The 21,496-nt window shown below is 70.7% G+C and carries 17 protein-coding genes; 11 read left to right on the forward strand and 6 right to left on the reverse strand.

Annotated elements, in window-relative coordinates; translation table 11 throughout:
- Positions 1–7: 7 nt before the first annotated feature.
- Both glpK and D892_RS0125895 read left to right on the forward strand, forming a co-directional pair.
- Entirely contained in the window at positions 8–1,546 is a 1,539-nt protein-coding gene (gene glpK / locus D892_RS0125890; RefSeq protein ID WP_024804019.1) for a glycerol kinase GlpK, read from the forward strand.
- A gap of 277 nt (positions 1,547–1,823) precedes the next feature.
- Positions 1,824–3,380: an AMP-binding protein gene (locus tag D892_RS0125895; RefSeq protein ID WP_036567490.1), complete on the forward strand. Its 1,557-nt coding sequence runs from the start codon at positions 1,824–1,826 to the stop codon at positions 3,378–3,380.
- Positions 3,381–3,565: 185 nt separating this feature from the next.
- Here D892_RS0125895 and D892_RS0125900 read toward each other — a convergent pair whose 3' ends face one another.
- Both D892_RS0125900 and D892_RS0125905 read right to left on the reverse strand, forming a co-directional pair.
- The gene (locus D892_RS0125900; protein WP_024804021.1) at positions 3,566–3,793 is read right to left on the reverse strand and encodes a hypothetical protein; all 228 of its coding nucleotides are present in this window, start codon (positions 3,791–3,793) and stop codon (positions 3,566–3,568) included.
- Between the two features lie 151 nt (positions 3,794–3,944).
- Positions 3,945–4,361 (reverse strand): hypothetical protein, encoded by a 417-nt coding sequence (locus tag D892_RS0125905; RefSeq protein WP_024804022.1) that lies wholly within the window; start codon positions 4,359–4,361, stop codon positions 3,945–3,947.
- Between the two features lie 129 nt (positions 4,362–4,490).
- On the opposite strand from D892_RS0125905, the gene D892_RS0125910 reads away from it, so the two are divergent.
- From D892_RS0125910 to D892_RS0125920, 3 genes are read left to right on the forward strand one after another with little or no spacing between them, the layout of a single operon-like run.
- Positions 4,491–5,066: a TetR/AcrR family transcriptional regulator gene (locus D892_RS0125910; protein WP_024804023.1), complete on the forward strand. Its 576-nt coding sequence runs from the start codon at positions 4,491–4,493 to the stop codon at positions 5,064–5,066.
- On the forward strand, positions 5,063–6,265 hold the full coding sequence (locus tag D892_RS0125915; RefSeq protein ID WP_024804024.1) for an NADH:flavin oxidoreductase: 1,203 nt from the start codon (positions 5,063–5,065) through the stop codon (positions 6,263–6,265). The genes D892_RS0125910 and D892_RS0125915 overlap by 4 nt, the downstream gene beginning before the upstream one ends.
- The gene (locus D892_RS0125920) at positions 6,262–7,011 is read left to right on the forward strand and encodes an SDR family oxidoreductase (RefSeq protein ID WP_024804025.1); all 750 of its coding nucleotides are present in this window, start codon (positions 6,262–6,264) and stop codon (positions 7,009–7,011) included. The genes D892_RS0125915 and D892_RS0125920 overlap by 4 nt, the downstream gene beginning before the upstream one ends.
- A 281-nt stretch (positions 7,012–7,292) precedes the next feature.
- Here D892_RS0125920 and D892_RS0125925 read toward each other — a convergent pair whose 3' ends face one another.
- From D892_RS0125925 to D892_RS0125940, 4 genes are all read right to left on the reverse strand, one after another.
- A complete protein-coding gene (locus D892_RS0125925) occupies positions 7,293–8,732 on the reverse strand; it encodes an MFS transporter (RefSeq protein WP_024804026.1) in 1,440 nt (479 codons plus the stop codon).
- Between the two features lie 235 nt (positions 8,733–8,967).
- On the reverse strand, positions 8,968–10,017 hold the full coding sequence (locus tag D892_RS0125930) for an alpha/beta hydrolase family protein (protein WP_024804027.1): 1,050 nt from the start codon (positions 10,015–10,017) through the stop codon (positions 8,968–8,970).
- A 186-nt stretch (positions 10,018–10,203) separates the two neighbouring features.
- Positions 10,204–11,448, reverse strand: a complete 1,245-nt coding sequence (locus D892_RS0125935) for a serine hydrolase (RefSeq protein WP_036569872.1) — start codon at positions 11,446–11,448, stop codon at positions 10,204–10,206.
- Positions 11,449–11,462: 14 nt separating this feature from the next.
- Complete coding sequence (locus D892_RS0125940; protein WP_232236172.1) at positions 11,463–12,533, reverse strand: alpha/beta hydrolase family protein; 1,071 nt, start codon at positions 12,531–12,533, stop codon at positions 11,463–11,465.
- A 267-nt stretch (positions 12,534–12,800) separates the two neighbouring features.
- On the opposite strand from D892_RS0125940, the gene D892_RS0125945 reads away from it, so the two are divergent.
- The 6 genes from D892_RS0125945 (at position 12,801) to D892_RS0125980 (ending at position 21,263) form a co-directional block, all read left to right on the forward strand.
- Entirely contained in the window at positions 12,801–14,219 is a 1,419-nt protein-coding gene (locus D892_RS0125945; protein ID WP_024804030.1) for a condensation domain-containing protein, read from the forward strand.
- A gap of 52 nt (positions 14,220–14,271) precedes the next feature.
- Positions 14,272–15,930, forward strand: a complete 1,659-nt coding sequence (locus D892_RS0125955; protein WP_156959679.1) for a glycosyltransferase family 39 protein — start codon at positions 14,272–14,274, stop codon at positions 15,928–15,930.
- A gap of 16 nt (positions 15,931–15,946) precedes the next feature.
- Positions 15,947–16,903 (forward strand): glucosyl-3-phosphoglycerate synthase, encoded by a 957-nt coding sequence (locus D892_RS0125960; protein ID WP_024804033.1) that lies wholly within the window; start codon positions 15,947–15,949, stop codon positions 16,901–16,903.
- A gap of 437 nt (positions 16,904–17,340) precedes the next feature.
- The gene (locus D892_RS0125970) at positions 17,341–18,633 is read left to right on the forward strand and encodes a CdaR family transcriptional regulator (protein ID WP_024804034.1); all 1,293 of its coding nucleotides are present in this window, start codon (positions 17,341–17,343) and stop codon (positions 18,631–18,633) included.
- Positions 18,634–18,744: 111 nt separating this feature from the next.
- Positions 18,745–20,475 (forward strand): GMC oxidoreductase, encoded by a 1,731-nt coding sequence (locus tag D892_RS0125975; protein WP_024804035.1) that lies wholly within the window; start codon positions 18,745–18,747, stop codon positions 20,473–20,475.
- 545 nt (positions 20,476–21,020) lie between these two features.
- Positions 21,021–21,263, forward strand: coding sequence for a DUF5132 domain-containing protein (locus D892_RS0125980; RefSeq protein ID WP_255360303.1), 243 nt, complete (start codon positions 21,021–21,023; stop codon positions 21,261–21,263).
- Positions 21,264–21,496 lie beyond the last annotated feature (233 nt).

Consider the following 21,496-nt stretch of genomic DNA (forward strand, 5'->3'; position numbering starts at 1 on the left):
GTCGACGATGACGCAGCGATATGTCCTGGCGATCGACCAGGGCACCACCTCGAGCCGCGGCATCCTGTTCGACCAGCGGGCCCGGCTCGTGGGAGTGGCGCAGCGTGCGCACCGGCAGCACTATCCGCGGCCGGGCTGGGTGGAACAGGACGCCCTGGAGATCTGGCGCAATGTCGAGCGCATTCTGCCGCAGGTGTTGCGCGATGCCGGGGTGACCGCCGAGCAGGTCGCGGCCGTGGGGATCGCGAATCAGCGGGAGACGACCGTGGTGTGGGATCGGCGCACCGGCGTGCCGGTCGGGCGCGCCATCGTGTGGCAGGACGTGCGGACCGAGGAACTGGTGGCCGAACTCGCCGACGCGCCGGGCGCCGAGCGGATCCGCGACCTGTGCGGCCTGCCGCCGGCCACCTACTTCGCGGCGCCGCGGCTGCGCTGGATGCTCGACACCGTGCCCGGGCTGCGCGAGCGCGCCGAACGCGGCGACGTGCTGTTCGGGACGATGGAGAGCTGGCTGATCTGGAACCTCACCGGCGGCATCGACGGCGGGCTGCACGTCACCGATGTCACCAATGCCAGCCGCACCCTGCTGATGAACCTGGCCACCCGCGCCTGGGATCCGGAGTTGTTGCGGCTGTTCGGCATACCCGCCGCGATGCTGCCGCGGATCCAGCCGTCCACGGCATCGTTCGGCCGCGTCCGCAGCGTCGTTCCGGGGCTCCCGATCGCGGCCGCCCTGGGTGATCAGCATGCCGCGCTGTTCGGCCAGACCTGTTTCGCCCGTGGGGAAACCAAGTGCACCTACGGCACCGGCGCCTTCCTGATGATGAACACCGGCAGCGAACTGGTGCGCTCCGAGCACGGGCTGCTCACCACGATCGGCTATCAGATCGCGGACGAGCCGGTGTACGCGCTGGAGGGGCCGATCGCGATGACCGGTTCGCTGGTGCAGTGGGTGCGCGACAACATCGGACTGGTCGCCACCGCGCCGGAGATCGAAACCCTCGCCCGCACAGTGGAAGACAACGGCGGCTGCTATCTGGTGCCCGCCTTCTCCGGGCTGTACGCGCCGCATTGGCGCAGCGACGCCCGCGGGCTGCTGATCGGGCTCACCTCCTACGTCACCAAGGGGCATATCGCGCGGGCGGTGCTGGAGGCGACGGCCTGGCAGACCCGCGAGGTGGTCGATGCCATGAACGCCGACTCCGGGCTGGCGGCCCGTGCGCTGCGCGTCGACGGCGGGATGACCTCCGACAATCTGTTGATGCAGGTCGTCGCCGATGTTCTCGATATCCCGGTGATGCGCCCGTTCGTTGCCGAGACCGTCTCGCTGGGCGCCGCCTACGCGGCGGGCCTGGCCGTCGGATACTGGCCGGATCTGCAAGGGCTGCACGGGAACTGGCGGGTCGCGGCACAGTGGGTGCCGCGGATGGATCCGGCGCTGCGGGAGCAGGAGTACGAGAACTGGAAGCGCGCGGTGGAGCTGACCTACGGCTGGGCCCGCTCCGCGCGTACCCGGGCTGCTTCCCGGGGGTCGGCACCGGCTTGATGCGGCCGCGGCCGCATCCACTGCCGTTACCGCGACCGGAGGGGGTATCCCGGCCGAAGCACGCCGGGATGACGGGCAGGTGCGCCGGTGTGACGACGGGCAGATGCGCCGGGTGGTGGTGGGAAGTGCACCGGATCGTGACTGGAAATGCCCTGGGTGACGGAGAAACGGGCTGCGGGAGAGGCCGGGCGGACAGAGCCGGAACGGGCTTGTGGCGGCACTCGGTAGGGGTGGGTACGGGCGGCGTGGTTCGTCGGTTCGGTGGCAGACTGCGTAAGTGGAGGATGTGACGAGCGGGGATACGCCGGTGATCCGGTGTGGTGGGCGGTTTCGGGAGCAGGCGCAGGCGCACGCGCGGGCCGGGCGGCTGGCGGCGGCGCTGGTCGATGCGGGGATCGGGCGGGGCGAGCGGGTCGCGGTGATGCTGCGCAATGACATCGAATTTCTGGAGGTGTCGCTGGCGGTGGCGGCGGCCGGGGCCAATCCGGTGCCGGTGAACACGCACTGGCGCGCGCCGGAGGTGGCGCATGTGCTCGCCGACAGCGGCGCCCGGCTGGTGATCGCGCACACCGAATTCGTGGGCACCGCCGAGCGTGCCATCGAATTCACCGCCGGCGCCGCCGATCTGGTGGAGGTCGCCATGCCCCGCGAACTGGTCGCCGAGGCCGGGCTCGACCGCGGGCTCACGCGGCCCACCGGGCGGTATCCGACGCTCGAGCAGTGGATCGCGGCCCGGCCCGAACCGCTCGACCACCTCGAAGGCGCGCTCGCCGACTCCATGGGCCTGATCTACACCTCCGGGACCACGGGCCGCCCGAAAGGCGTTGTCCGCGAGCGGATGACACCGCATCAGCTGATAACGATCGCGGGCGGCACGGCCGAGCGGATGGGCCTGGCGCCGGGCGGGCAGATGCTGGTGGCCGGACCGCTGTATCACACCAGCCCGAATGCCGTCGCGGTGCTGGGGCTGCGGATGGGCACCAACATCACGATCATGCCGCGCTTCGACGCCGAGCGCTTCCTGCGGCACGTGCACACCTATCGGATCACCCAGGCGAAGGTGGTGCCGACGATGCTGTCGCGGCTGCTGTCCCTGCCGCCCGGGGTGCGCGACCGCTACCACGTCTCCAGCCTGACCCACCTGATCCATTCCGCGGCACCGTGCCCGCCGGCGGTGAAGCGCGCCGTCATCGAGTGGTTCGGCGACGCCGTGCTGGAGTTCTACGGCTGCACGGAATCCGGCACCGTCACGTGGATCTCGGCATCGGAGTGGCTGGCACATCCCGGGAGTGTCGGCCGGCCCGCGGACGGATCGGCGGTCGTCGTGGCCGACGAGCGGGGAGATTCGCTGCCGCCCGGGCAGATCGGGCGGGTGTATGTGCGCGGCGCGGACTACTGGCCCACCTTCAGATATCTCAACACCGACGAAAAGTCCGGTCCGCTACCGGGTTTCAGCTCGGTCGGCGATACCGGATACCTGGACTCCGACGGCTACCTGTATCTGACCGGCCGCTCCTCGGACATCATCATCCGCGGCGGCGTGAACATCTATCCCGCGGAGATCGAGAACGCCGTCGCGGGCCTGCCCGGCGTCGAGGACGTCGCCGTCTTCGGCATACCCGACCCGGGGGATCTGGGCGAAGCGGTTGCGGCGCATATCGTTCCCCGGCCGGGCGCGGAGATCACCGCCGAGGGCGTGCGACGCGGCCTGCGCGGCGAACTCGCGAACTTCAAGCACCCCACGACCATTCGGGTCGTGGACGGCCTTCCGCGCGACGACTCCGGAAAGCTCCGCAAGCACCTCCTGCGTGAGAACTACACCCGGAATCCCTGATCGATTCGCATGATCGGACATCACCGACTGTGCGGACCCCCGCACGGCGGGCGCCGACCCGACGCGGGTGCACGGGCCGGCCGGACCGTCGCAGCCCCGGTAGTTTCCCGGAAATCCTCGTGGTCCACCGTGTTACGACACGCCCTGCCCGCCGCGGCGTGCGACGGGCAGGACGCGGGCGTGGATCAGGGCAGGCAGCCCTTGGCCTTCAGATCGGCGGCCAGTTCGTTGGACACGGTGATCGACGTGCCGGGCTCGACGTTGGCCAGGACGTCCACGCCGACATCGTTCTGCACCGAGCAGCCCAGCAGTTCGGCGGTGACCTCGATGGTCTCGTCGGCGTGGGCCACGCCGGACCCCAGGGCGGCGCCGGCCACTGCCAGCGCGGCGACACCGGTCTTGGCGAATCGCACGAAATTCCTCCTTGCTCCTTGAATCGACACGGCGGAATTTCAGTCATTTGTCCAGGTCAACCGCCGTTCCGCCGCGATTGCGGGGGACAGCGTAGAGGGCGTCCGGCGGCATCGTCCGGGCAGCCCGGCAAACGTTTCCGGTTCGTACCACTCAGCGGAGGTCGCGGGCCAACCGGGCCGCCCCGACCAGCATGTAACTGCCGGTCATGGCGACCAGCGGCACCGCCGCGCCGCGGGGAACGTCGCCGCGCGCGAGATGTCCGGCGCCGTGCGTGGTGTCGATGATGTCGACCATCAGGGCCAGGCGCTGCCAGCGCCGGCGCTCGCCGCCGGACGCGGTCAGATATCCCAGGCCCAGTGCCAGCGCCCGCGCGCCGAAGATGCGGGTGAGATAGACGGATTCGGGGGTGAGCGCGACGCCGAGGAGACGGCCGAACCGGCGGGGCGCTGCCAGGGACGCCACCCCCAGGAGGATGCGGCCGGCGGCGAGACCGCGCAGGGCCGTCGTGAGCGCCCGGTCTTCGTGCCGTTCCTGGTCGTATGCCTGCGATTCCTGGTCGTATGCCATGGTCCGAGCATGCCCGGCAGGGCGTCGCGAAGCGATTACCCGGCAGGTAATGCTGCGCACCGCGTCGCCGGATAGCCGGATTCAATCATTGATTGAAACATTGCTTGAATCTGTGCTTGACTGTCGGATATGAGCGAGAAGGTCTCGGTGACCGGAACCCGGGAGCGGCTGCTGACCGCCGCGGAGCGCCTGCTGCTGACCGAGCGATACGACGATGTGTCGGTGCGTGCCATTTGCGCTGCGGCGCAGGCCAATCCGGCCGCCGTGCACTACCACTTCGGATCGAAGGACGCGCTGGTGTCGGCGCTGCTGGAGGCCCGGCTGGGTCCGCTGTGGGCGGATCGGCTGTCCACGCTGGCGCAGCGGCGCGCCCCGGTGCCGGAGCTGGTCGACGCGGTGATCGCGCCGTTCGTCGAGCTGTCGGCCGATCCGGTGGGGCGCCTGCACCTGTCGCTGCTGGCCCAGTTCGTGCCCGGCCGGCGGGCGGGCGATTGGCGGCAGCCGTGGTTCCGGATGGATGCCTGGACCGATCTGCTGCCGGGCGTGCCGGCCGCCGAGGGCGGCCGTCGGTGGATGCTGGCGTTCGAGCTGATCATCATGCGCTTCGGCGGCGCCCGCGACCGGCAGCCGTCGCCGGAATCGGTGGCCGCACTGCGCGATTTCGTGGTGGCGGGCCTGACGGCACCGGCGGGAGGCGACCGATGAGCGACCTCTTCGCCCCGGCCGCACTGGGTCCGATCACGCTGCGCAACAGGGTGATCAAGGCCGCCACGTTCGAGGGGCGCACGCCGCGCGCGGAGGTGACCGACGACCTGATCGAGTTCCACCGCGAGGTCGCCGCGGGCGGGGTGGGCATGACGACGGTGGCCTACTGCGCCGTCGCGCCGGGCGGCCGCACCGACCGGCACCAGCTGTGGATGCGCCCGGAAGTCGTTGCGGGACTGCGTGCCTTGACCGATGCGGTGCACGTCGAGGGGGCGGCGGCGAGCGCGCAGATCGGGCATGCGGGCCCGGTGGCCAACGCCGCCTCCAACCGCGCGCCCGCGCTCGCGCCGAGCCGGCTGTTCAGCCCGCTCGGCATGCGCCCCATGCACGTTCCGGACGAGGCCGAGATCCGCGCACTCGTCACCGCGCACGCCGAGGCCGCGCGGCTGGCCGAGCAGGCCGGATTCGATGCGGTGGAAATCCATTTCGGCCACAACTATCTGGTGAGTTCGTTCCTGAGCCCGCTGCTGAACCGGCGCACCGATCGGTACGGCGGATCGACACTGAACCGGGCGCGCCTGGCGCGCGAAATCGCCTGTGCGGTAGGCGAAGCCGTGGGCGGACGGCTGGCGGTGACGGCGAAGCTGAACATGGAGGACGGCGTGCGCGGCGGCCTCACGGTGCCGGAGGCGCTACAGGTGGCGTGCCGGCTGGAGGACGACGGCGCCCTCGACGCGCTGACCCTCACGGCGGGCAGTTCGCTGCTGAATCCGATGCTGCTGTTCCACGGCGACGCGCCCCGGCGGGAGTTCGCGAAAACCCTTCCCGGACCGGCACGCTGGGGCATGCGCGTCGTGGGTCCGGTCTTCCTGAAGGAGTACCCGTACCGGGAGGCATACCTGCTGGACCGGGCCCGGCAGTTCCGCCGCGAGCTCACGATGCCGCTGGCCCTGCTGGGCGGCATCACCAACCTGGACACCATGACCACGGCCCGGGCGGAGGGTTTCGAGTTCGTCGCGATGGCCCGGGCGCTGCTGCGCGAGCCGGATCTGTTGCACCGCATCCGATCCGACGCCGAGACCCGATCGGTGTGCATCCACTGCAACCAGTGCATGCCGACCATCTACAGCCGCACCCGCTGCATCTACCGCCCCGACCGGTCGCCGCGGCCGATCGGGGCCGACAGGGAGGACCTATGACCGGACGCCTGGCCGGACGTGTCGCGCTGATCAGCGGCGCGGCCTCGGGAATGGGCGCCTCGCACGCCCGCGCCTTCGTCGCCGAGGGCGCGAGCGTGGTGATCGGCGACGTCGCCGTGGACGCGGGCAAGCGGCTCGCCGACGAACTCGGCGAGCGCGCCGCCTACGTGCCGCTCGACGTCACCCGCTCCGGTGACTGGGAGGCCGCCGTGGCCGCGACGCTGGATCTGTTCGGAAAGCTCGACGTGCTGGTGAACAACGCGGGCGTGCTCGACGGTGGCTCGCTGGGCAGCTACACCGAACAGCAGTGGCAGCGGGTCCTGGCGATCAATCTGACCGGGCCGTTCCTCGGACTGACCGCTGCCCGCGCCGCGTTGATCGCCGCGCGGCCGGCCGCGGTGGTGAACATCTCCTCGGCCGCCGGTATGCAGGGCGTGGCCGGCATGCACGCCTACACCGCCTCGAAGTTCGGGCTGCGCGGATTCACCAAATCGGCCGCGCTGGAACTGGCGCCGCATGGTGTGCGGGTGAATTCGGTCCATCCGGGCGGCATCGCCACCCCGATGATCGGTGCGCTGCCGGGCACGGTGACCATCGACCGCGCCGAGAACACCCTGACCCGCCTGGGCGAGCCGGAGGAGGTCACCCCGCTGGTGGTCTATCTGGCGAGCGAGGAGTCGAGCTACTGCACCGGCGGGGAGTACGTCGTCGACGGCGGGATGACCGCGGGCTCCATCACCGGCTGAGCGCACCCGGGTGCTGCCCGTGATTCCGGCATGCTCTTGGCCGGAGTACACTGCGCCCGTGGGGAGGTCGAGGCGGGGGGATCCCGGCCGAAAGCATGCCGGAATGACGGATGGTTGTGCCGGGTGGCGGATGGTTGTGCCGGGTTGGCGGACGGGTGTGCCGGGTTGGCGGACGGGTGTGCCGGGTTGGCGGACGGGTGTGCCGGGTTGGCGGACGGGTGTGCCGGGTTGGTGGATGGGTGTCGGGTTGGTGGATGGTGTGCCGGGATCGTGGGCAGCCGTTACGGCTGTTGTTCCTGTGCCGCTTGCTGTTCCGGAGGCATCGGGAGCGCCAGTGCCAGGATGCCGAGGCCGAAGGAGACCGCGGTGATCGCCAGCAGCATGGTGATGCTGCCGGTGAGGGTGTGCGACCGGAAGAACACGGTGCTCAGCACGGCCAGCCCGACCGAGTTGCCGACCTGTTCGATGGTGGGCACCGTGCCCGACGCCTCGGCCATCCGGCGCTCCTGCAACCCGGCCAGCATCAGCGGTTGCAGCGGGATGCCGAACAGGCCGATGCCGAATCCGGCGACGAACACCGGGCCGACCGCGAGCAGCAGGTTCACGTCGCCGGACGTGATGTGCAGGTAGCCGGCCGCGATGGCCACGCAGCCGCCGTAGACCACGATCCCCGCCGACAGCGCGCGGGCGCCCCAGCGCTGGATGAACAGCGGCGACGACAGCGCGCCCGCACCCGCGCCGAGCGCGAACGGTGTCATCGCGATGCCGGTGCGCAGTGGCGACCAGTGCAGTACGTCCTGCAGCAGGATCGACGCGGCGAAGACGAAGGCCGTGAACAGGCCGAAGAAGATCGTGATGAGCACCGAGCCGACGGCGAAGCGGCGATCGGTGAACAGATCCAGGTACACCAGCGTCGGGCGACCGGCGCGCTCGCGGCGGCGCTGATGGCCGACGAACGCCGCCGCCAGCGCCAGCCCCGCGGCGATCAGCGCGACATGTACTGCGCGCCAACCGTTCTGCTGCACATCGGCCAGCGCCGACAGCAACAGCAGCAGGCTGATCGTGGACAGTACCACCCCGGCGAGATCCAGCCGTTCCCGCTCGGCGTCGCGGCCCAGATGCAGGTACCGGTAGGCCAGCGCGAAGGCGAGCACGCCGAGCGGCAGGTTCATCCAGAAGATCGAATGCCAGCCCAGCCCGGCGGGGTTCACCGTGATCAGGGTGCCGCCGACGATCGGGCCGAGCATGCCCGCGAATCCGGCGGTGGCGCCGTAGAGCGCGAAGACGATCTGATGCCGCTCGCGCGGGAAGCTGGCGGTGAGGATCGCGATGGTCTGCGCCGCCATCCCCGCCCCGGCGACGCCCTGCGCCACCCGGGCGATCACCAGTTCCGTTGCGGTGCCGGACATTCCGCACCACACCGAGGCCGCGGTGAAGGCGATCGCCGACACCAGGAACATGGTGCGGCGGCCGACGAGCGCCCCGACGCGGGCCGCGGTCAGCAGCGTGCAGGCGAAGGCGAGCGAGTAGCCGGCCACCACCAGCAGCTGCGAGGTCTGCGAGGCGTGCAGGTCGCGGGTGATGTCGGGCAGCGCGGTGTTCACGATCGTCACGTCGATCATCTGCATGAACACCGAGATCAGGCAGCCGGCGAAGGCCAGCCAGGCCGCGCGTTCGCCGCCCGGCGCGGCGACCGCGGTGGGGGATTGGGCCTCGGTCATGGCCGGACCTCGTCGCCGTCCGGCAACTGCGGGCCACTATCCGGCATCTGAGATCCTCCGGTCGGGGACAGCGGGAATCGCACTCCCCGGACGGGGAGTGGTGCGGGGGCGCGTCCCGGTGTTTTCGTTTTCACTGTGGCAGACGCGGGAATGCCGGTCTCCCTTTGTATTCGGATGTTCCGTGATCACACAGCACGCGGAGGCCGCCGTTGTGAGGTGGCACCAACGGTGCGGATCAGCGGTCGGCGGGATTCTCGCCGACCGGCCGGGCGAGCGCCGCCTCGAACATGGGCCAGGAGTTGTGCAGGTCGTCCTGCCAGTAGCCCCACGAATGGGTGCCCGCGGGACGGAAGTCGAAGGTGGCGGGGACGTTCAGCTGCCGCAGCCGATCCTGCAGCTGATGGGTGCACACGTTGGTGATCCCCTCCAGCGGCGCGCCGAAGAACAGCTGGTACATCAGTTGCAGCGGATCGCCCTTGGCGCCCTGGATCGTGTCGTGCGAGCCGGGCAGGCCGCTGCCGGTGGAGACGTAGACGTCGGTGCCGCGCAGCTTTTCGGCGTGCAGATACGGATCGTTGGCCGCCCACGCCGGATCGCTCGGCGGGCCCCACATGTTCGCGGCGTTCCCGCGCTGGCCGCCGACGACCGCCTGCACCATGGCCTGTCCCTGCGGGTCGCTGGTGCGGATGCAGCCGCTGTAGGAGCCGATCGCCCGGTACAGGCCGGGCGAGCCGATGGCCAACTGGAACACCGAGGTGCCGGCCATGGACAGGCCCGCGATGGCGTTGGCGCCGTCGCCGCGGAAGGCGGCGTCGATGACGGGCGGTAACTCCTCGGTGAGGAAGGTCGCCCAGCGCTGGCGGCCCAGGATCGGGTCGTCGACCTTCCAGTCGGTGAAGTAGCTGCCCGCCCCGCCGAACGGGATCACGACGTTGACCTGCTTGTCGCGGAAGAACCGGACCAGGTCGGTGGTCTCCATCCAGTTGCCGTCGGATCCGCCGTTGGCGCCGTTGAGCAGGTAGAACGTGGGCGCCGGGCGATCCGGATCGGCGGCCCGCAGCACGGTGATCCGGGTGACGATGTTCATCGCGGCGGAGTGCACGCCGACATCCAGGATGCGATCGGTGACCGGGCGGATGTCCTGGATGCGCGTGCCGTCCGCGGCGGTCAGCGGCGCCCCGGTGGGCTCGGCCGCGGCAATGCCGACGGCGAAACCGTTGGCGCTCAACACGGTAGCGAGTACGGTGGCCGCCGTGAGCAGGCCCCGCGACAGCCGCTCGGACATTGTCGCTCTCCGATCTGACGCCTACATCCCCGCCGTGCGCAGGCGGGGCCGCCCCCTGAAACGTCTTCGAGTCAACCCCATCCCGACCCGTCCGGCCAGTCTCGGCGGGAAAAGTTGTGGCCGGTCCCAGCCTGCTCACCGGACAAATTCTCACCGGCCCCAATGGTCGCGACGGAGAATCCCGGTTCAGAGGACGAAGGGCCGTTCGGCCGGGGCCAGCCGGTCGACCGTGGCCGAGATCTGTGCGCACAGCCGCGCCGGGCGGTCGGTGTCGGTCGCCGATTTGCCGCTGGTGAGGATCGCCCCGGACAGGCACCGTTCGGGGTCGGCCCAGCCGTACTGGGTGGTCAGGCCGCTGCGGCCGAAATGGGATCGGGTGTGCGCGCCGAATTTCGATCGGCGCCCGCCCAGTTCGAATCCGGCCCTGCTGATCCGGCCGGCCGCGCCGGGCAGCCACGGCGCCGGGGACACCGCCCGGCGCAGGGCATCGGGCCCGATGATCCGGACGCCGTCGAGTTCGCCACCGCGCGCGAGGATTTCGTAGAACCGCGACAGTTCGGCGGCCGTGCTGACGAGATTGCCCGAGGGCAGCTCCGCGACGAGAAAGGCCCGGTTGTCGGCCTCGGAGACCGTCCCGCTCAGCCCGCCGCCGAGCGCCCGGTGCGCCAGGAACTTCCACACCCGCGACGGCGGCGGCCCGGTGCGCACGCTGGGCACGATCAGGTCGAGGTCCTCGGGGCGGACCCCGAAATTGGTCCAGCGGAAGCCGAGCGGCTCGAGAACCTGCTCGGCCAGGTGGTCACGCATCCGCTTGCCGGTGGCCCGCTGCACCAGCAGCCGCTGGATCAGGCCGCTGGTCATCGCGTGATAGACGCGGAAGCGGCCGCGCGGCCAGCCGGGTTTCAGATCGGCCAGCGCCCGCACCGCCAGCTCCTCGTCGACCACCAGCTCCGCGCCGCGGTAGGGCGGGGTGATGAACGGCACCCCGGCCGAATGCGACAGCACGTCGCCGATGGTGATGGCGGACTTGCCGTGGGCCGCGAACTCCGGGATGTACCGGCAGACCGGGTCGTCCGGGGCGAACGCGCCCTGCTCGATCAGCATGGACATCAGCGTCGCCGAGACGCCCTTGGCGGTGGAGAAACCGCAGAACGGCATGTCGGGGGTGACCGGGATCTTCTCCGCGTCCGGCCCGTCGGTGGGCGCGTTGCCCCAGGCGTGGCCGACGGCCCGGTTCAGCAGGATCTTCCCGTTGCGCCGCAGGCACACCTGGATCGCGGGCGTGCTGCCCAGCCGGTACCAGTCGAGCACCGAATCCCACACCGATTCGACGGCCGCGCGCGGCACCCCGGCCTCGGCCGGGTCGTCCTCGGGGCCGGTCGTGGTCGCCGAGCGCACGTCGGCGGGAACGGTCACCATGGGGTCGGTCATCCCGGCCAGCATAGTCAGCGGTTGAGCGCCTCCTCCATCAGCGGCCAGGAATCGTGCAGGTCCTCCTGCCAATATCCCCAGGAATGGGTGCCGGTCGGGCGGAAGGAGAACGTCGCGGGAATCTCCAGTTGCCCCAGGCGGGCCTGCAGGCTGCGGGCGCATCCGTTGATGATCGCCTCCAGCACGCCGCCGCTGACCAGCTGGCCGATCAGCTTGCCCGGATTGCCCTGGATGCCGGGACCCGCGAGGTTGTCCAGCGGGCCGGGCACGCCGGTGCCGGTGGAGACGTAGATCGCGGTGCCGCGCAGCTGTTCGGCGTGCAGGAACGCGTCGTTGTCCGTCCACGCCGGATCGTTCGGCGGCCCCCACAGGTTCACCGGATTGCCGCGCCAGCGCAGCACCACCAGGTCGACGAAGGCCTGGCCCTGCAGATCGCTGGTCTGCACGCAGCCGCTGTAGGAGCCGATGGCCCGGTACACCCCGGGCGCGGCGAGCGCGAGCTGGAACACCGAGGTTCCGGCCATCGAGATGCCCGCGACCGCGTTGGCGCCGGTGCCGTTCAGCGCGGAGTCGATGACCGGCGGCAGTTCGCTCGTCAGGAACGTGGTCCAGCGCTGCTTGCCGAGCACCGGGTCGTCGGCGCGCCAGTCGGCGAAATAGCTGCCGTTGCCGCCCATCGGGACCACGACGTTGACCTGCTTGTCGCGGAAGAAGCCGGCGATGTCGGTCTGCTCGAACCAGTTGCTGGCGTCCGAGCCGCCGCTGGCGCCGTTGAGCAGGTACAACGCTGGCGCCGGGCGCGAATTGTCCGGCGCGGGGCGCACTTTCACCGTCAGGACGGAGTCCATGGCCGCGGAGTAGACCTGCAGGTCGATCATGCCGTCGGCGGCGCTCGCGGCGCCGACCAGGTGCGAGCCGTTCGGTGCGGGGCGGGCCGCGGCGGCGAGCGTGGGCACGTCGGCCGGGACGGCCGGATCGGCGCCGGCCGCCGACAGCGGGGTCAGCCCGACGGTCAGCAGTGTGGCGAGCAGCAGCCGGAATTTCGCCCGGGAACGCTGCGCGAAGCTGTGGCCGCGACGGCTCACCGATACCTCCCATCACTCCCGCTGCGCGCTTGCGCCGCAGCCGGTCCGGTGCCACCGTAGGCGCGGATAATCCGGCGCGACAAGGGCTTACGGCTCGAATTGGGACCACCTGTCGGGGCGGTCGCCGGATGCTGGGGAAGGTCACAAGATTTCCGCCCTCCGGTTGGCCCGCGGTGGCGGCGTGCCGTTGACTCGGAACGGTGTTACAGGCAGGTTACCTCGCCGGTTATCGAGTTCCCTTGTGTGCCGTACGAATTGAGGGCGTCCGTGGTCAGTTTCGGTTTCTTCGACGATTGGCATCCGGGGGCGGGCAGGCTCACCAGTTGGACGGCGTCGCCGGCGTCGCGTGCCGCGGTGGCGCGGGCGCCGGTGCACGAGGCGGGCCCGTCGTATCAGCAGGAGGCGTACCTGCGGGCCGCGCACCGCAATGCCGATACGGGATTCCGGGCGTCGCGGCTGATGATGATCTCGTTCGACATACCCGGCGCGCCGGACCACGACGCGATGACCCGCACGGTGAACGCGTTCCTGCGCCGCCACGACACGTTCTCCAGCTGGTTCGCGCTCGATGCGGACGGGCGGATGGAGCGGCACGTGGCCGACCCCGCCGATATCGATGCCGTGCCCACCGGCCACGGCGAATTCGGCGACAGCGACACGATCCGCGCGCATGTGCAGAACGAGACGCCGGGCCCGTTCGACTGGGACTGCTTCAGTTTCGGCGTCATCGAACACGAGCAGTCGTTCACGGTGTACGCGGTGGTGGATCACCTGCACACCGACGGCGTCGGGCAGGCGCTGTCGTGCGTGGACCTGCTGGCGCTCTACGGCAACGAACTGTCCGGCGGGCAGGTGCCGGTGGCGCCCGTCGACGGTCACATCGACCACTGCCTTCGGGAACGCCGCCACAACGAGCAGCTGACCCTGGATTCGCCGCAGGTTCGCCGCTGGGTCGAGCTACTTCAGCGCAACGACGGTGACCTGCCGGCCTTTCCGCTGGATCTGGGTGGCGGCACCGGATACACGCGCGGCTCGCAGGTGACGGTGCCGCTGCTGAGCGAGGAGGACGCCCTGCGCTTCGAGCAGGTCTGCCTCGATCACGGCGGGCGTTTCATCGGCGGCCTGTTCGCGGCGATCGCGCTCGCCGAACTCGAATCGACCGGCCGGGACCGGTATTTCGGGCTCACGCCGGTCAACACCCGCGGCACGCCAGGGGAGGCGGCGTCGATCGGCTGGTACACCAATCTGATCCCGGTCACGGTGTCGATCCGGCCCGACGACACGTTCACGACGCTGGTCACCGCCGCTCAGGAGGCGACCGAGCGCGGCAAGGATCTGCTCGACGTCTCGGTGCACCGGGTGCTGGAGCTGGCCACACCCGACCTCGGCATCCGGACGCGGCCGGGCTGGTCGGCGCCGATGCTGTCCTACGTCGACGTCCGCAAGATCGCGGGCGCGGATATGTTCGACCAGATCAACGGCGGTCTCTACGGCAACCGGGCGTCCGCCGGGGAGGTCTACACCTGGGTCAACCGGTTCAACGACGTGACCAAGCTGAGCCTGCTGTTCCCCGACACCCCGCAGGCCCACGAGTCGATCGACCGGTACGTGAAGGCGCTGACCTCGATCGTGACCGCCGTGGCCGCGGAGGGGGACTACGGCGTGCGCGCCGATCTGCTGTCATGACCGGTCCGTCCCGCGCCGCCCGAGGTGCGCGCCCGGCCGGGCGGAGGCGCCGGTGACCACGACGTCCCGCGCCGGCGAGCCCGCGGCCGACGGGCCGCCGCGGGCCCGGGCGGATCCGGAACCCGCGTCGAAGGCCGTGCCGCCGTTCGCGATTCGGCCGGTCCTGGCGACCGCGGCGGTCACGGCGGTGATCCTGCTGGTGCGTGCCGGGCGCTACGACTACTTCGGCGACGAACTGTATTTCCTGTCGGCCGGCCGCCGCCCGGCGTTCGGGTACGTCGACCAGGGGCCGCTGCTGCCGCTGCTGGCTCGCGGGGCCGATGCGCTCGCCCCGGATTCGCTTGTCGTGCTGCGGCTTCCGGCCATCCTGGCGACCGTGGCCGCGATCATCGTGACCGCGGCGCTGGCCCGGGAGTTCGGCGGGCGGCGCGGGGCGCAGACGCTCGCGGCGCTGGCCTACGCGACGTGCCCGTACCTGATCACCCAGGCGGCGACGCTGTCCACCTTCGCCTTCGACACCACGCTGGCGGCGGCGGTGATCTGGTTGCTGGTGCGCTGGAACCGGATTCGCGACGATCGGCTGCTGCCGGCCGCCGCGGCGGTGGCCGCCGTCGACGTCCAGGTGAAGCTGCTGGTGCCCGTGCTGCTCGCCGGACTGGGCCTGGGCGTGCTGTGCTGCGGGCCGCGCGAACTGCTGCGCCGGCCCGCGCTGTGGGCCGGGCTGCTGCTGGTGGCCGTCGCGGCGCTGCCCGACGTGCTCTGGCAGGCCCGGCACGGGTGGCCCCAGGTGGCGATGGGCGGGGTGATCCGCGCCGAACAGCAGGCCGCGACCGGCGGGGTCGCGGGGCTGCCGCTACAGGTGATCCTGCTGGTGGGCCTGCTCGGCGGCCTGCTCGCCCTCGCGGGGCTGTGGGTGCTGGGCGGTGCGGCGGTGCGGCGGACGCGATTCACCGGCGCGACAGGGCCTTTCGATACCCCTGCCGCGACGGAGCGTCTCGGAGCCGCCGCGCTGCGCCCGTACGGATTTCTGGCTGTCGCCGTGTTGTGCCAGGTGGGGTTCGTGGTTGCGACCGGCACCCGGCCCTACTATCTGACCGCGCTGTTCCCGGTGGTCTTCGCGGCGGGGGCGGTGTGGGTGCTGGAGCGCGAGACGCGATGGCCGCGGGTCGCCGCGCCGGTGGTCTGCGCGCTGTCGGCGGCGATCGTCCTCACCGTCGTCTTCGCGCTGCCGCGCCCGCACACCGCGCTGCGGGAGCCGACCGAATCGCAGAGCCGATTATCCACCCGCATGCGGACATTCGGCACCAGCGGCTGGGACCGGCTGGCGGACGCCGCGCGCACCGCCCACCGCGGGCTGCCGCCGGAACAGCGGGAACGGGCCGTGCTCGTGACCCAGACCTATTGGCAGGCAGGCGCTCTGGACCGGCCGTCGGCGGACCTGCCGCCGGTGTACAGCCCGAATCGCGGATTCGCCTACCTCGGGACGCCGCCGGAGACCGCCACCACCGTGCTGTACGTCGCCGCCGAGGCCGCCGAACCGCTGCTGCGCCGGACGTTCTCGGCCGTGCGCCCGGCCGTCCGGCTCGACGATCCGCTCGGCTTCCCGGGCATCGATCGCGGCCTCGTCGTCTGGTATTGCGACGGCCCCCGCGAGTCCTGGGCCGCCCTCTGGCCGAGGCTGACCACCACCGTGCTCGACGCGGGCATCTGACCCACGAGGAGATTCGATGACGCAGTCCACCGGCATCACCTGGTTCGGGTGCGGATACTCGCTGTCGGAGCTGATGGAATACAAAGGCGGGCGGGGCATTTCGGTCGTCGTCCCGGCGCTCGACGAACAGGACACCGTCGGCGGCGTGCTCGCCTCGATCCGCGGCCTGGTGGGCACGCTGGTCGACGAGCTGATCGTGGTCGACTCGGGCTCCACCGACGCCACCATCGCGCGGGCCCGGGCCGCCGGCGCCACCGCCGTCTACACCCGCGAGCAGGCGCTGCCGGGAGTGCCGCCGCGCCCCGGCAAGGGCGAGGTGCTGTGGCGGTCGCTGGCCGTGGCCACCGGCGACCTGGTCGTCTACATCGATTCCGATCTGCGCGATCCGAGCCCCCGCTTCGTGCCCTCGCTGGTGGCGCCGCTGCTGCTGGACGACGAGGTGCGGCTGGTGAAGGGCTGCTATCGGCGGCCGCTGGGCAACGATCCGTCCGGCGACGTGGACGGTGGGGGACGGGTCACCCAGCTGGCCGCGCGCCCGCTGCTGGCCGCGCTGGTCCCCGAACTCGCCGACGTGGTGCAGCCGCTGGGCGGGGAGTACGCCGCCACCCGGGAGTTGTTGAGCGCCATACCGTTCGCGCCCGGGTACGGTGTCGAGATCGGTATTCTGATCGATGCCTGGCGTCGGCACGGGGCCCGCGCCATCGGTCAGGTCGACCTGGGCGTCCGGGTACACCGCAACCGGCCCACCCACGAGCTGGCCGTCATGAGCCGCCAGATCGTGGCCACCCTGCTCGACCGGCTCGGCATCGACGACTCCGGTATCGGGCTGACCCAGTACCGTCCGGACGGCGCGAGCTGGCGGCGGCACACCACCACCGTCTCGCTGGAGGACCGTCCGGCGATGGCGGACCTGCTCGCGGCGCCGGGCGACGCGGCCGGATACCGGAGCGACTGTTCGATGCTCACGCCGTGACCGCCCGGCCGCGGCGTCCACCCTCGCCGTTCTCGGAGGATCCGTCGTGATGAGTGGTCACGTGCTGCTGATCGCGCTCCAGCTGTTCACCCTGCCCGTGGCTCGCGGCCTGCCGCCGGCCGGCGCGGTGGCGGCCGACGGCTCGCACCCGGGCGGCCGAACCGACAGGGCCGGACCGGGAGGCGCGTCGGGTGCGGCTGTGCCACCGGACCGGTCGCCGATGCGAAACTGCACAACGGTCCGGTGCAGTAGTGTGCATTCAGCCCTGTTCTCCCTGTAGGACTTCGGGATAGAGTTTTTGCTTGGTGAATTCGCCGTGCACTGTGCCCTCGCGTCGTCGAACGGGGAAATGTCATGATAATCCAGCGGCCGATACAGGAAGTGTCACAAAATAATTCGGTCATTATCGGTGAATTTTCTCGGCCGGGGAGTTCGTCGTGACCGTGACCGACGGAGTGGCGCGTCCGGGAATTGCGGCCGATGCGTCCCGGATACCGCCGAATTATCAGGTGCTGTCCCGGCGGATCGTGGACGGGCTCGATCTCGCGGCTCTGGGCGAGCCGATGCGATCGGACGTGGGTGTGCGCGGCGATCTGGTCACGGTCGTGCGCTGCGCCCTGGAGGCCATCGTGATCGCGGCCCAGACCGGTACGGCCGTGCCGGAACGGACGGCGGAGCGGCTGGCGGCGATCGCCTCCCGCTGGGCCGACCGGCACCTGCCGATCGACGTGATCCAGCACGCGGTGCACGCCGCGGCCGAGGCCGTCACCGATCAGGTGGTCGGCGGCGCCGAGCGGGCGTGCGCGGCCTCGGGGCTGCCCGCGGCCGGCGCGGTGCTGATCGAGTCGCTGCGCACGCTGTCGACCTCGGTGGCGCGCGGCTACGCCACCGAGGTGCGGGCGATGTCCGGTGACCAGCGGGCCGCCTCCCAGACGCTGGTGTCGGCGCTGCTGACCGGCCGTGCCGATTCGGTCCTGGTGCGCCGCCGCGGAATCGAGCTCGCGCGGACGTACCTGGTGGTGGCGATGGCGCTGGGCGCGCACCCCGACGAGCACGATCCGCTGCTCGACGGCGGCGTGGTCGCGCGCCGCAAACTGCGCCGCGTGCAGGCCGAACTGGCCCGGGAGCGCGGTCCGGGGGTGCTGTCGCTGCTGAGCGTCGACGGGGGCACGGTGCTGGTCGCGGAGCCGCCGCAGGAGCTGGTCGGGGAGCCGTCGGAGGATGCGGCGCCCGGTTCGTCGGAAACGCGGCTGGCCGAGCTGATCGACCGGCTCGGCCGTGCCGCGGCCGCGCCGGTCACCGCGACGTTCGTGGCGGCGACGCCCGAGCGGATCCCCGACGCCGCCGAACGCGCGCACCGCCTGCTGGACCTGGCGCTGGGCCTGGGGCGCGGGCCCGGCCTGCACCGGTTCCGGCAGCTGGCCTGCGAGTATCAGCTCGTGCAGCCGGGCCCGGCGAACCGGCAGCTGCGCTCGCTGCTGGACCCGCTGCAGGCCGAACCGGAGTTGCTGGACACCGTCGACGCCTTCTTCGCCGCCCAGTGCAAGCGCGAATCCGCGGCCCGCATCCTGGGCATCTCGGCGAGTGCCGTGCGCCGCCGCCTCGACCGGATCGCGTCGTTGACCGGCCTGGATCCGGACGCGCCGGCGGATCTGTGGTATCTGCGGGCCAGTTTCATCGCGCGTCTGGTGGACTCGGCGCGGGTGGGGCGGCGTGCGGGTGCGGTGTGAATTGCGGGTACTGTGATCTGTTGGAAATCAGGGCGCGGCGTGCTGGTAGCGGCCACAGAATGTGGTTTCTGCGACGGTCCGGGCTGTTAGCGTCGAGGCCAGGAGGTGGCCATGGCCGCAGAGCGGCATTTCGATGTCGACGTGCTGATCGTCGGATCCGGATTCGGTGGCAGCGTGACGGCGCTGCGATTGGTGGAAAAGGGTTACAGCGTCGCGGTATTGGAGGCCGGGCGGCGATTCACGGATGCCGATTTCGCCGCGACGAACTGGGATCTGCGCCGTTATCTGTGGGCGCCGCGGCTGGGCTGCTTCGGAATTCAGCGGGTCCATCGGTTGCGGGACTGTTTCATTCTCGCCGGGGCCGGCGTCGGCGGCGGCTCGCTGAACTACGCCAATACGCTCTACAAGCCGGGTCCGGCGTTCTTCGGTGATCGGCAGTGGGCCGGCATCACCGACTGGGACGCCGAACTGAGCCCGCACTACGAGCAGGCGCAGGCGATGCTGGGCGTGGTGCGCAATCCGCACGAGACGCCGGCGGACGAGATCATCCGATCGGTCGCCGAGGATATGGGCGTCGCCGACACCTACGTGCCGACGCCGGTGGGCGTGTACTTCGGCGAGCCCGGAAAGTCCGCTCCCGACCCGTATTTCGGCGGTGTCGGGCCCGACCGCACCGGCTGCGTCGAGTGCGGCGAATGTATGACCGGCTGCCGGCACGGCGCGAAGAACACCCTCGTCAAGAACTATCTCGGGCTGGCCGAGCGGGCCGGCGCCCAGGTGCATCCGCTGACCACCGTGACGGCGTTGCGCCCGCAGGCCGACGGCAGCTGGCTGGTCGACACCCGGCGCACCGGCTCCTGGGTCCGGCGCCGGCCGCGCACGTTCGCCGCCCGGCAGGTGGTGCTGGCCGCCGGCACCTGGGGCACCCAGAACCTGCTGTTCCGGATGCGGGATCGTGGTGTGCTGCCGGACCTTTCGGCGCGGCTGGGGGTGCTGACCCGGACCAACTCCGAGGCCATCCTGGGCGCGGGCCGCACGGAGGTCGACCCGTCGCTGGATCTCACCGCCGGTGTCGCCATCACCTCGTCGATCCATCCGACCTCCGACACCCACGTCGAGCCGGTCCGCTACGGCAAGGGCTCGAATGCGATGGGGCTGTTGCAGACCTATATGGTCGACGGCGGTCACCGGACGCCGCGCTGGGCTCGGGTCCTCGGCACGGCCGCGGCGCATCCGCTCCGCACCGTGCGCCTGCTGCGCACCCACCGGTGGAGCGAGCGGACCCTGATCCTGCTGGTCATGCAGAGCCTGGACAACTCGATCACCACGTACACCAAGCGCGGGCTGCTCGGGCGCCGCTACACCAGCACGCAGGGCTACGGCGACCCCAACCCGTCCTGGATCCCGCCCGGCCACGACGTGACCCGCCGCGTCGCCGACAAGCTCGCCGCCACCGCGGGCAGCACCTGGCCCGATATCTTCGGCATCCCGATGACGGCCCATTTCATCGGCGGCTGCGCGATCGGCGCCGACGCCGAGCACGGCGTGCTCGATCCCTACCACCGCGTGTGGGGCTATCCGACGCTGAGTGTCGTTGACGGATCGGCGATTTCGGCGAATCTCGGCGTGAATCCCTCCTTGACGATCGCGGCCCAGGCCGAACGCGCCGCCTCCCTGTGGCCGAACAAGGACGAGGACGACACCCGCCCGGCGATGGGGGAGACCTACCGCCGCATCCGCCCGGTCCGCCCGCGGCGGCCGGTGGTTCCCGCGGACGCGCCCGCCGCGCTGCGCCTGCCGCTGTATGTCGTCGGCGACTCCCCGGATGATCGATCCGCCTGATCGGGGCTTGCCGGCGTGCTCCGGCCGGTGGCGTGTGCGATGTGGCAATGGCGTAGAAACCGAAGGCACGCAATGGTTTCCGCGGGCGGCCGCGGGGCACGCCGACGGAGGGCGGGTTGTAGGTCGGCGTGTTCGGGATCATCGGCTGCACACACCGTTCGTCGATCGGGCAACGTCTGCGGCGGGAACCCTGCGACCGAGTGCTCTTCGTGACCGGGCAACCATGCCGCGACCTGCGGGCCAATGCTGCCGGTAGCCGCGCGGGACAGCCTCGGATACCACCACCATCCTACGGCGCCGGACGTCCGCGCGGTGGTGCCGCCGCCGCAAAAGCCAAGGGCGACAGCTTAAGAGATGCGGCCAGTCGGTCCGGATCCCTTGACCCCTCTCAAAGCGGCGGGCTATCTTGTAGAAGACCGTCCGCGTCATCGGATTTCAACAGTTCATGACGGTCGACACCAGAATGCCCGCCGGGTGGGTTGGTAGCGGGCGGAAAAGAGTGAAATCTCATGCTTCCTGTGCCTGCGGTCTCATTTCTTGTCGGGATGGTGGCGGCGCCACTGGCGACCAAAATCGTGAAGCCCGTGATACGCGGAGCCGTGAAAACCACTGTGGGACTTGCCATCGAGGCCAAACGCGCTGCGGCCGAGGTGAGTGAGGACTTACAGGACATCGTCGCCGAGGCGGCCGCCGAGGCGACCTTCACCGAGCCGGCCGCGGAGTCGCCCGAGGGTGACCGTACCCGCGAGGTCAAGCCGTCATCGAAGGCGCGCAACACAACCCGCTGACGGATACCCCTCTCTTCAATTCGCCGCCACGCGGTTCATTCGAACCGTGATATGGGCGTTCGAAAAATCTTGCGCCATATGCCATTCAGGCAATGGCGTGAGATCTGAGTGAACGGTTGAGGCGATATGAATTCTATTGGACATTCGATATGTCCGCGGTCCGTCATTCCGGGACGGCAACGCTGGCATGTCGAACCCTTACGGAAGAGAAAGGCCCTCGCGGCCCGGGTCGA

The organism is Nocardia sp. BMG51109 (genome assembly GCF_000526215.1).
Taxonomy (GTDB): Bacteria; Actinomycetota; Actinomycetes; order Mycobacteriales; family Mycobacteriaceae; genus Nocardia.